10 protein-coding genes are annotated in these 11,986 nt (G+C 33.6%); 1 reads left to right on the plus strand and 9 read right to left on the minus strand.

The features are described 5' to 3' along the window. The 9 genes from CBF36_RS02210 to zapA form a co-directional block, all read right to left on the minus strand. Window positions 1-2,843, minus strand: a 2,843-nt coding sequence (locus tag CBF36_RS02210) for an isopeptide-forming domain-containing fimbrial protein (RefSeq protein WP_133306811.1), incomplete at its 3' end; no start/stop codon positions are given. Window positions 2,844-2,929: 86 nt separating this feature from the next. After that, window positions 2,930-3,139 (minus strand): hypothetical protein, encoded by a 210-nt coding sequence (locus CBF36_RS02215; protein WP_125956237.1) that lies wholly within the window; start codon window positions 3,137-3,139, stop codon window positions 2,930-2,932. 221 nt (window positions 3,140-3,360) lie between these two features. Beyond that, entirely contained in the window at window positions 3,361-4,569 is a 1,209-nt protein-coding gene (locus tag CBF36_RS02220; RefSeq protein ID WP_125956239.1) for an NAD(P)/FAD-dependent oxidoreductase, read from the minus strand. A 95-nt stretch (window positions 4,570-4,664) separates the two neighbouring features. After that, window positions 4,665-4,958, minus strand: a complete 294-nt coding sequence (locus CBF36_RS02225) for a hypothetical protein (protein WP_125956241.1) — start codon at window positions 4,956-4,958, stop codon at window positions 4,665-4,667. Window positions 4,959-5,027: 69 nt separating this feature from the next. Beyond that, complete coding sequence (gene uvrC / locus CBF36_RS02230; RefSeq protein ID WP_243637955.1) at window positions 5,028-6,809, minus strand: excinuclease ABC subunit UvrC; 1,782 nt, start codon at window positions 6,807-6,809, stop codon at window positions 5,028-5,030. A 98-nt stretch (window positions 6,810-6,907) separates the two neighbouring features. Continuing rightward, window positions 6,908-7,219, minus strand: a complete 312-nt coding sequence (gene trxA / locus CBF36_RS02235; protein ID WP_125956243.1) for a thioredoxin — start codon at window positions 7,217-7,219, stop codon at window positions 6,908-6,910. 85 nt (window positions 7,220-7,304) lie between these two features. Next, window positions 7,305-9,677 (minus strand): endonuclease MutS2, encoded by a 2,373-nt coding sequence (locus CBF36_RS02240; protein ID WP_125956245.1) that lies wholly within the window; start codon window positions 9,675-9,677, stop codon window positions 7,305-7,307. A gap of 63 nt (window positions 9,678-9,740) precedes the next feature. Further along, a complete protein-coding gene (locus tag CBF36_RS02245) occupies window positions 9,741-10,292 on the minus strand; it encodes a CvpA family protein (protein ID WP_125956247.1) in 552 nt (183 codons plus the stop codon). 19 nt (window positions 10,293-10,311) lie between these two features. Next, on the minus strand, window positions 10,312-10,782 hold the full coding sequence (zapA, locus tag CBF36_RS02250) for a cell division protein ZapA (protein ID WP_125956248.1): 471 nt from the start codon (window positions 10,780-10,782) through the stop codon (window positions 10,312-10,314). Window positions 10,783-10,934: 152 nt separating this feature from the next. Here zapA and rnhC point away from each other — a divergent pair, with 152 nt between their 5' ends. Beyond that, a complete protein-coding gene (gene rnhC, locus CBF36_RS02255) occupies window positions 10,935-11,861 on the plus strand; it encodes a ribonuclease HIII (protein WP_125956250.1) in 927 nt (308 codons plus the stop codon). Window positions 11,862-11,986 lie beyond the last annotated feature (125 nt).

The raw sequence follows: 11,986 nt of genomic DNA on the forward strand, positions 1-11,986 counted from the left end.
ATTGGTTTCCCATCTGGGCGTTGACCTTCTCCAACCGCAACGTTCACTAAGTTTTGACCAACCGCGCTCGCTTCTATCTCACTCTCAAAGCTCACTTTTACCACTTGACCACCTTGTAAGGATCCCACAGGAATCGTTAAGGTACGCGTACTCGCATCATACACGTCACTCGCTGATAAGTCACTCGTCTCGCCACTCGCATTGGTTAACTGGATGTGCGTTGGCGCACTTAACCCTGCTGGCAACACATCTCGTATCACACCGTTACTTAACTCGGAATCAGCGGTTGGGTTACTCATTTTAATCGTATACGATAACGTATCACCCACGGTGGCTTCTTTGCTCGTTAAATCGGTCAGACTTTTCTCTACTTTTATGCTTGGATTATTACTTGGTGTAACGGGTTGGCTGTCACTTCCCTCCATTGGTTTCCCATCTGGGCGTTGACCTTCTCCAACCGCAACGTTCACTAAGTTTTGACCAACCGCGCTCGCTTCTATCTCACTCTCAAAGCTCACTTTTACCACTTGACCACCTTGTAAGGATCCCACAGGAATCGTTAAGGTACGCGTACTCGCATCATACACGTCACTCGCTGATAAGTCACTCGTCTCGCCACTCGCATTGGTTAACTGGATGTGCGTTGGCGCACTTAACCCTGCTGGCAACACATCTCGTATCACACCGTTACTTAACTCGGAATCAGCGGTTGGGTTACTCATTTTAATCGTATACGATAACGTATCACCCACGGTGGCTTCTTTGCTCGTTAAATCGGTCAGACTTTTCTCTACTTTTATGCTTGGATTATTAACAGGTATTACTTTTTGAGAACTACTTTCTTCAATAACTTTATTTTCTGGTGTCTTACCTGTTCCTTTAGCAGTATTTATTAATTCTTTACCTGCTGTACCATCCTCTATAGACGTTTCATAAGTTAATGTAACACTTTCTCCACCTTTTAAATTGCCTATTGGTATAACTAATTGTTGTGTTTTTTCATTATAGATATCTTCTATACTTAATTTAGTTGTTTGTCCATCTGGTCTAGTTAGTATAATATCACTCGGCTTAGATAACCCTTTTGGCAAATCATCTATAATCTTTCCATCTGACAAAATTGAATCTTTTTCAGGATTTGTCATAGTAATTTTATACTGTAATTTATCGCCAATCACATAATGGTCACTAGTAGTATTTGATAAGTTTTTAACATTTTTTTGAATCGAAATTTTAGGATTTAGCTGTTTGATTTTAAATTCCCACGAACTTTTTGGAGAATATTTATCCCCTGTGTTAATGTCTGTACTACTAAATACTATGTTATTCGTTTTTATTTCTCCATCAGTTCCTGTTAGTACTTTTGACTGATACGTTAATAAACTTTTTTGATTTCCTGAAAAATTATTAAGATGAATGATCATAGTATGATTACTTTTATCCCATTCATAATTTGGAAGTTCTGAAGTTTGTGATGATGATAAAATTTTTGTTCCATCTATCGCAATATTTCGGGGTTCAGACATCCCACTAGGTAATACATCACTAACTGTTACATTTTTAACACCTTCACCATTTAATGATTCAGTTGATAAATTCACTTTATATTTAACAGTATCTCCGATTTGTGCTAACTTATCTTCGGTATTATAGTCAGCTGTTTTGGTTATACTTGTACCTGTAGGACGAGCCATACGATAATAAAATACAATACCACGTTCATTTGTGGTTAATTTTGTATTAATAGCAGATTTTGTTCCACTATCTGATCCACTAATTTGACTATAATCCGCATACTCACTAAGAGACTCCCATTTATTGGCAAATTCATACTCACCAATATTAGGTGCAGTAATATTAACAGAATCATTTAGCCGCTTTCCTTTACCATATATTTTTTCTGGTGCTATCTCTTTCCCAGTATCTATATCTCTATATTGAACTTTAATCACTTGCGGAATTAAAATGCTATAAATATTATAAAATGCATAATGATTATATGTACTCGTTATTGGTGTTTCAGTTGTCGCATTATACCGACTAGTTAATTCATAAAAACCATTTTGATTTGATAAAATGGTTATTTTAGGTGTTATAGGTGTTGCTTCAGGATAAAAATCGCTATCTAGCTGACTATAATATCTGAAATCTCCATAACGTTCATTTGGTCCAATACCAGATGCTCCGATGCCGTTATCTTTTATATTGGTGTATGTTTCCCAGCGATAAACATTTCCTGAGAAAAATGATAATTTATTTTCGACACTTTTATCTAAATTCTTACCAGCCAATCGATATTTAGTTGGATTAGCAAATAAAAATTGATTTTCCGTGGTTGTAAATCCAGGAATACTAGTGATTTGTAATGAAAAAGATGTATTAGACAATCTAAGTTCACCAATTGTATCACCTGTTGAGACAGTCATATTAGTGACTCCCTCTCTTTTAAAAGTTGTTCCGTCGCTACCATCATCTTGATTAGTTGAGTTCACTTCAAAATTAGGACTATTTTGCCAATTATTCCAATTAAAATAACTTGCTATCTTCTGTTGCTGTTCATTGGATAGTTTCATAAAAGAAGAATAATCTTGTTTTTCACTGACATCATCTGTCCTAGTCGAGACGTCTTCTTTTCCATCTTTTGACGTGATATCTAATTGTTCTGCGTATGTTCTTTCTGTATTAGGAATTGCGGTTAAATCATCTGCATCATCTTGAGCATCAGATACACTATGATTACGAGTCACATCATCTGATGTTTCGGCAAATACAGAGATAGGGCCGCTCACAGTATTTAATAGTAGTAGAATAATCCCCGTCAATGTCACTATTTTTTTTTTCATATTTAGTTTCTATAAAATACGTTATAGAATTCCTCCTGACTATTTCTTCTATACCACCTACCCTAATTCAAACTTTTTTCACTACTCTATTTTTTTTCTTTAACAATACCTGTCGATACTGCATTACTTTTCACTTCAATTTTATTATCTGATGATTTATTTGTTGCTAAAACAGACTGCCCTTTTCCTCTTACTACAAACATGACAGCCATAACAATGATTAATATCACCAACACCATACTTACTATGATATTATTATTGTTACTTTTTTTTACCATGACTTTTTTCTTAGTCAATACTTCCACTTCCCTCTTATTTTTTTGTTCCTATACAATCAAAATAGCTTTATCATATAAGAATAGTTTTAATGTACAATAAGTTTGTAAAGTAAAAATGAATGAATTTTATCTTTTCCACTAATTTATTATTAATATTCACAAAATAGCCTTTTTCTTTAAAGATAAAAAAAAATACCCTTATGCCACGTAAGCATAAGAGTACTTTAATACACAATATTTTAATGATAATAATCAAAACGGCCTTTTTTAAGAAGAGTTCCTGCAGTCCCAACATCAAGAAGAGATTTATTGATAATACTTTTCTTAACAATTGAGCCCATATATCCTTTAACTTCTTTTCCACCAAGGATTTGACCCATCCCAACATTGTTACCGATTGAAGCTACTGTCCCTAAAGATTTAAACGTAAATGCTTCAGTAGGTTGGTTGTTCAATAAGCGAGCTAAGTTGTTTGCAGCTGCTTCACCTTGTTTAATCGCGATTTGAGCTGTCGTTGGAAATGGTCGACCAGATTCTTCATCCATTACCGCACTCACATCACCGATCATAAAGATATCAGGATAGCCTTCAACGCGTAAATCTTTTTCTACCATCACGCGTCCACGACGTTCTGCAAATCCAGATTCTCCAACAACATGGCTTCCTTTAACCCCTGTTGTCCAAATAATTGTATGAGCATGAACTTCTTTTAAGTCCCCATTTTCTTCATAAACAACTGTATTTTCTTTAATTTCTTTAATTGGCGTACCAACTTTAAATGTCACACCACGTTTTTTCAATACATCAATACCAAATTGACCAAGTTTTTCTGAGAACATTGGTAATAAGGTTGGCATTGCCTCAATACAAGTAATTTTCACTTTATCCATTGGGAAATTCATTGTTTTCGCCAATTTCGGAATACGGTTTGTAATCTCACCTAAATATTCAATACTTGTAAATCCAGCACCACATACTACTATTGATAAATCTAATTCATTTTTAGATTGTTGATAGTTAGATAACATTTTATCTAAGTGTGCTTGTGCTGCTTCTGCTGTTTTAATATTTACTAATGGTAAAGAAAATTCGTCTACACCTGGAATACCAAATGTTTCTGATTCAAATCCTAATGCCATTACTAAATAATCATATGTTAGCTCACCATTGTTTTCTAATAACACTTTTTTATCATCTTTTTCAACTTTAATGACAGTGTCTTTGATGAATTCAACTTTTTTTGTATCGATAACATCCACAATGTTAAAAGTTATTTTACTTGCTGGTTCTGTTCCAGCAGCCACTTCATGTAATTGTGTTGATTCATAATGGTAATCATTTTTGTTTACCAAAACGATGTCTGCATCAACGTTTTTCTTGCATAATTCTTTAGCTGTTTTTAGGCCTGCGTAGCCAGCCCCCAAAATAACGACTCTTGGTCTGCTCATTTTTTATTCCCTCCAACTTTTAGTCCATCGACACTATATGATTTTTTCACAAAAAAGTCAAAGTTTTTGACTGTGACTTTTTAAACAAACTTTTTCTATTTTTTTAGTGTTCGAGAGTAGTACCAAATACTAATAATTGTCACTAACCCAACAAATGCACCATACATCAATAAATGATTCACAAACTCACTTCTTGATAATCCAAATGAATTTAACTCAATTAAAATAACACCTAACCCTAAAATAAAAGCACTCATCGTTAATTGAGACGATCTAGCCAATACTTCTAAACCTAACTGACTTTTTTTTGCTTGATTTACTTGACGATAATAAATAAACATACTGACAAAAATGATAAGTAATGTAACGATTTGTATGATTAAACTCATAGTTAAGACTCCTCTATTATCGAATTAAAAAAACATGCTTTAAATTGTAACATTTTTTTATTCATTTGACTATTTTTTTATTGATTGAAAATGTTGGTATACATTAGTCGCAACGTTTTGTGGTAACCCTGATTCAATCAACTCTTTGACACTTGCTTCTTCAATTTTTTTCATCGATTTAAATTTAGTCAATAATTGTTTTTTACGCTTAGGACCAAGACCCTCTATCCCATCTAGTTTAGAAGCAAAACTTGTTTTGCTACGAGTTGATCGATGAAATGTAATGGCAAAGCGATGGACTTCATCTTGTATACGTTGAAGTAAAAAGAATTCAGATGAATGACGCTTTAATGGAATGACTTCCAAATCTGGTCCAAATAATAACTCACTTGTTTTATGTTGATCATTTTTTGCTAATCCTGCAATTGGTATATCTAAGCCTAATTGATTATCTAACACATCTTGAGCAGCATGTACTTGACCTTTACCTCCATCAATTATAATCAAATCTGGCATTGGTAAATTGTCCTTTATCACTCGCGAATATCTTCGATAAATCACTTCTTTCATTGAGGCATAATCATCTGGACCTTCAACTGTTTTAATTTTAAATTTACGATAGTCTTTTTTTGATGGTTTTCCGTCAATATAAACCACCATAGCAGAAACAGGATCCACTCCCATAATATTCGAGTTATCAAATGCTTCAATTCTATTAGGTATTGGAATATTCATTGCTTGTCCTAGCTTTTCTACCGCCCCAATCGTTCTATCTTCTTTTCGTTCAATCAAATTAAACTGTTCTTCCAAATAAATTTTGGCATTTTTATTAGCTAATTCGACTAAATCTTTTTTTTCACCACGTTGAGGTTGTAATATTTTAGTTGGAATCATTGCTTCTACAAGCGTCTTATCCAATTCTTTTGGTAGTAAAATTTCTTTCGGAATAAAATGATGATTTTCTTGATAAAACTGGCCGATAAATGTCAGCATATCTTCTTCTGGTTCATTATAAAAAGGGAAATCAAAAACATTTCTTTCAATAAGTTTACCTTGTCTAACAAAAAAGACTTGAACAACCATCCATCCTTTATCTGCATAATAACCAAAAACATCACGATCGACAAAATCCGCATTCGTCATTTTTTGTTTTGTCATCACGCTTTGAATGGATTGAATTTGATCACGATATTCGGCCGCTTTTTCAAACTCCATATCCTCAGAGGCTTTTATCATTTTTTCTTCAATTTCTTTTTGAATCTCAGTATAGCCACCATTTAAAAACTTTTTAATTTCTTCTACCATCTCTTTGTATTTCGCTTCTACCACAGGATTGACACATGGTCCTAAACATTGTCCCATATGATAATACAAACACACTTCATTTGGTAGATTTTTACATTTTCTAAGAGGATAGATTTTATCTAGTAGTCGCTTGGTTTCATTGGCTGCTTTGACATCAGGATATGGTCCAAAGTAAATGGCATTATCTTTCAATACTTTTCTGGTAATAAGTAATCTTGGTGCTTTTTCATTCGTAATTTTAATAAAGGGATAGCTTTTATCATCTTTTAACATGATGTTATATTTCGGCATGTTTTTTTGAATCAAATTAATTTCTAAAAGCAAGGCTTCTGTGTTTGACTCTGTAATAATCGTTTCAAAATCCACAATTTCACTCACTAATCGCTGAGTTTTTTCATCATGCGTCCCTGTAAAATAAGAACGCACTCTATTTTTTAACACTTTAGCTTTTCCGACATAGATAATGGTATTATGTTTATCCTTCATCAAATAACACCCTGGTTGATCAGGCAACAAAGCTAATTTATTTTTTATTCGTTCATTCAATCTTTCAATCTCCTTGTTCTTACTCTTTATCAAGTATACAATTTGTTGAAAAAAAAATCATTCTACAGTGACTAGTCACCATAGAATGATTTAATCTTTTAAAGATATTTATTAAATACTTGCTCTAATTGTGGTTTTTGTTGAACACCAATCATTTGTTCGACTACTTGACCATCTTTTTTAAGTAATAATGTTGGAATACTCATAATGCCATGTGCTTGGCTTGTTTGAGGATTTTCGTCAACGTTTACTTTAACGATTTTTACTTTATCTTGATATTCTGTTGCAATACCATCTAGGATAGGTCCTTGCATACGACATGGCCCACACCAAGGTGCCCAAAAATCAACTAATACTAATCCTTCACTTGTTTCTGCTGCAAAATTTGCATCTGTAATATTTTCTACCATATTCATTCATCTCCTAAATAATCTTTTACTTTATGAATTGATTATACCATCGGGGGTAGTAAACCACTAACAATCTGCTCATATTTTAAAAACTAACAATGGTCGCACCGTCTCCACCTTGATTACTAGGGGCAAAATTATATTTTTTAACACGGCGATTGTTTTTTAAATACTCTTGAACCCCTTGTTTCAAAGCACCTGTTCCACGTCCATGGACAATCGTCACTTGAGGATATCCTGCAAGTAACGCTGCATCAATGTATTGATCGACTTCTGCAATCGCATCTTCATAACGTTTCCCTCGCAAATCAAGTTGCGTTGAAACAGACTGACGACTCCCACCACCATCACTTTTGACCGCTGTTACCCGCATTTTAGGTTCTTTTTCTGGTGCAATTCGCGTCATACCATCTTCAGACACATTCATTTTTAAAATACCTAACTGCACTTGCCACTCGTTAGTTCCGACTTTTTCTATTAATGTTCCACGTTGACCAAACGCTTCAACTAATACATCGTCTCCTGCTTTAAATGACTTTTTCTCTTTCGCTTTTTTCAAGACTTTATTTTTCTTCAAGTGTGTTTCATCATGTTTTAAGCTTTCTAAATTTGATTTAACCTCAATCAATTCATGTTCTTTGACCGCTTGATTATTGCCAGTTCTAAGTTGCATTTGTCGAATATCTTTAATCATTTTTTCTGATTCTTCTTGTGCTTTACTGATGACGTCATTTGCTTTTTGTTTCGCTTTATTCATCTCTTTTTCACGTTCAGTAAAGAACAGTTCATAAGCCTCTTTTAAATCGTGATAAAGCGTTTCAGCTTCATCAGCATAGTGACGCATTTCCAAATATTCTGTTTCGGTCATTTTGCGTTGGTTCTCTAAATCAGAAATCATATCATTTAAATCCTGGCTTTCACCATCAATAATTTGTTTTGATTGCTCAATAATCTCAGGTGATAATCCTAAACGTTTTGATATTTCAAACGCATTACTTCGACCAGGTATCCCAATCAATAAACGATAAGTTGGACTGAGTGTATCCACATCAAATTCCATACTAGCATTAATAGTATTAGGTCGATTATAACCATAAACTTTTAATTCTGGATAGTGAGTTGTTGCCATGACATAAGCACCAATTTCTCCCACTTTATCTAGAATAGAAATAGCCAGTGCTGCTCCTTCTTGTGGATCAGTACCCGCTCCTAACTCATCAAATAATACCAAACTATCTGAATCAAGATTATCTAAAATTGACACAATGTTTGTCATATGTGAAGAGAACGTTGATAAATTCTGTTCAATTGACTGCTCGTCCCCAATATCTGCATAAATATTTGAAAAAATCCCAATACTACTTTCTTCTCCAACAGGAATTGGTAACCCTGATTGCCCCATTAATTGAAGAAGGCCTAATGTTTTTAGCGTAATGGTTTTACCACCAGTATTCGGTCCGGTAATAACGACTGCTTGATACTCTTTACCAATCACAATATCATTTGGTACCACAACATTTTCATCAATTAAAGGATGTCTTGCTTGTTTCAGATGAACCTCTTTATCTTCACTCAATCTAGGAACAACAGCTTTTAATTGCTTACCGAATAATGCTTTACTGTTAATAAAATCTAGTTTACCTAAGACATAAGCATTTTGTAAAATATCGTGTCTATAAGGAGCTAACTCGTTAGATAGTTCAGCTAAAATACGCTCAATTTCTTTTCTTTCAGCGATTTGATGTTGTCTTAACCGATTATTTAACTCCACTACTTGCCTTGGCTCAACAAAGACTGTTTGACCTGATGCACTTTGATCATGTACCACACCACCAAAATGACTACGATACTCACTTTTTACCGGAATAACATAGCGGTCATTTCTCATTGTAACAATGGTATCACTTAAATAATTTGAATTTTTTCCACGAAGTATGCCATCAAGCTGTTCTCTAACTGCTTGCTCAGACCGTCTAATACTTTGTCTAATTTGTTTTAATTCAGTCGATGCTTCATCTGTTACATGACCATCTTCATCAATTGATAATCGAATCACTTTTGATAAATCAGGTAACGCAATCATTTTTTCTGACCAATCATATAATCGATGTAACTCAACATCAGCATCGTTTAAATCATCAAAAAAGGATTGAATCTCTAACACTGTTCTTAGCACACGTCCAACTTGCGCTAGCTCAACTCCATTAAGCATGGCACCTATTTCAATCCGTTTCATATGTGGTTTAATATTTTCTAAAATCGGCATAGGAATCCCACCACGCAAACGTAGAACTGTCATCCCATCTTCCGTTTCCATTAATGCTTCTTCTATCTCATCATATGAATGAGAAGCCTTTAACTCACTCACATGATCTAATCCTGATTTTGTCACAATATGCTGTGATAATAATTGCTTCACTTTATCAAATTCTAAAATATCTTCTATTTTCTTTTTCATTTTATTTCACTTCCTAAAATACGACTTATGTAAATAAAGAGCCCATTTTACTAGGCTCTTCTTTTATAAAATAATTTGTTTAATCCACCACTGATATAAACTAGATGACAGTATTGGGGTATGTTCAATCATCGCTCTAGCAATACCAGATCCAGCAAAAGCATTTTGAATAAAGGCTAGAGGTATCATGCTTATTATCGTTAACACAATGACTAACCCAATATAGGTTAAAGCAAGGTTAATTAATCCTCCAACTAACTGATTACTTTTATGAAGTAGTGGGATAAAAGTTAATCTGTAACACAACATGCCAACAAATTTTGTTATCAAATACCCTACAACTAAAATAATTAAAAAGCCAAACGCTGCATAAAAAGCTTTATCTAAATCAAATATCAGCTGATTATCAAAAATAGCTAGTTTCGTTGTCTGTGTTGGTGCAGGATAAGGAATTAATAATTCAATTTTTTTTCCTACAGATTGGTACATACTTTTTGCCATAAAAAAGCTCAACGAATAGCCAACAAAGTAAACCAACTGTAAAGCAAAACCTCGTCGATAGCCTGCATAAAATCCTGTCAATAATACTAAAATACTAATTATTGTTATAACCATTGAAAAACCTACTTATTTTTTATTTGTTTGACTGTTGTTCTTTCTTTTGATGATTGTTGCGTTTAATTTTTTCTTTTGCTTGTTCATTCACAATTTTTTGAATTTCAATCTGATTCAACATCTCTTCATCTGTTAATTCTCGGTTTTCTTGTATCACTTTTTTTCGTGTTTCTTTTTCTCTTGCTTCAATTTTATCAAGACGTTCTTCTAACGCCATCATTTTTTCTAATTCATCTTCTAAATCACTAATATCTTTTTTTAAGTCTAGAATTGTTTCTTGTTGTTTTATTTGAACAGATAGTGTATTAATCGCTAGTAAGATAGCTGCCTGTTCTGTTGATAACTTAGGAGCATTTTTCATAATTGTTTCAAGTTGCTCGTTTGCCAACTGATTAACAATATCCATATGATAATGACTTTCTTTTCCTATGATTGTATATGTATTACCAGCAATGGTTGCTTTATATCGTTTGTTCTCTTCAAGAGCCATTTAAAATCCTCCCATAAATCCTTCACTAAAAGAAGCAACTTAATTATATATGACTTTCTTTTAATTGACAATTAAGCAAACAGTATCTTAAGAATCATTCAAGATAAAAACATGTTATACTTAACTTAAATTTTTTAAAAAGGAAGTTGAATATGCCCCAAACAGTCACATTACTAGCTACAGAAACATTATTACAAGAACTATCAAGTGCTTATGAGCCATTCTTCAAGAAAACACCTCCTTATGCAGTATTTCAAGCAAAAATCCCTGGAGTGGTTATCACCGCTTATCAATCAAAAAAAGTCGTCTTTCAAGGAGAAAAAGCTGAAATAGAAGCTGCTATGTGGGAAAAACGTGGCGCAACAAATTCAAAGCAAACAAAAGAAAAAAGCGCGTCTTCTGCTTTACCAAAAGACTTCGCTTCATGGAATGTTATCGGTAGTGATGAAGTTGGAAATGGTAGCTACTTAGGTCCTGTTGTGGTATGTGCCACTTATGTTGATGAAACTCATATGCCCATACTAAAAGAATTAGGTGTAAAAGACTCAAAAATGTTAACTGATACAGACATCAAACGGATTGCCAAAGAAATCATCCATGTCATGCCTTACCGAAAACTAATATTAACACCAAAAAAATATAATGAAATCCAACCCGAATACAATGTCAATCGCATGAAAGTCGCCTTACATAATCAAGCCATCTATCTTTTAATGCAAGACATCAGTCCAATTACCCCTAAAGGTATATTGATTGATCAATTTACCCCTGAATCAAACTATCGAAAATACTTGTCAAAAGAAAAAAATCAGGTGACTAAACCTCTTTACTTTACGACAAAAGGTGAGCAATATCATCTATCAGTCGCAGCGGCGTCCATCATTTGCCGAGCAGAATTTTTAACAAGTTTAGAAACAGCTAGTAAAGAATTAGGATTTAATGTGCCCTCTGGTGCTGGACAAAAATCTGATATTGCGGCAGCTAAAATCATCAAAAAAGGGGGCATGCCCCTTTTAGAACAATATGCAAAAGTTCATTTTGCCAATACACAAAAAGCCTACAATTTAATTAATCGTTAAATACAAAATTGTTTTGCTTATTTCAAAACCTGTCTTCTAGCAGTAAACTTTTATAAAAAATTTACACATTTTTGACTTTTTTGTCAATAAAAGAACAACGTAAAAAATTACGTGGTTCTTTTTTT

The sequence above is a fragment of the Vagococcus bubulae genome (assembly GCF_003950315.1).
GTDB lineage: Bacteria > Bacillota > Bacilli > Lactobacillales > Vagococcaceae > Vagococcus > Vagococcus bubulae.

Coding starts and splice junctions, on each gene's coding strand:
- CBF36_RS02220 (WP_125956239.1), bottom strand. CDS start 4,569: ATGAGCAGACCAAGAGTCGTTATTTTGGGGGCTGGCTACGCAGGCCTA.
- CBF36_RS02225 (WP_125956241.1), bottom strand. CDS start 4,958: ATGAGTTTAATCATACAAATCGTTACATTACTTATCATTTTTGTCAGT.
- trxA (WP_125956243.1), bottom strand. CDS start 7,219: ATGGTAGAAAATATTACAGATGCAAATTTTGCAGCAGAAACAAGTGAA.
- CBF36_RS02240 (WP_125956245.1), bottom strand. CDS start 9,677: ATGAAAAAGAAAATAGAAGATATTTTAGAATTTGATAAAGTGAAGCAA.
- CBF36_RS02245 (WP_125956247.1), bottom strand. CDS start 10,292: ATGGTTATAACAATAATTAGTATTTTAGTATTATTGACAGGATTTTAT.
- zapA (WP_125956248.1), bottom strand. CDS start 10,782: ATGGCTCTTGAAGAGAACAAACGATATAAAGCAACCATTGCTGGTAAT.
- rnhC (WP_125956250.1), top strand. CDS start 10,935: ATGCCCCAAACAGTCACATTACTAGCTACAGAAACATTATTACAAGAA.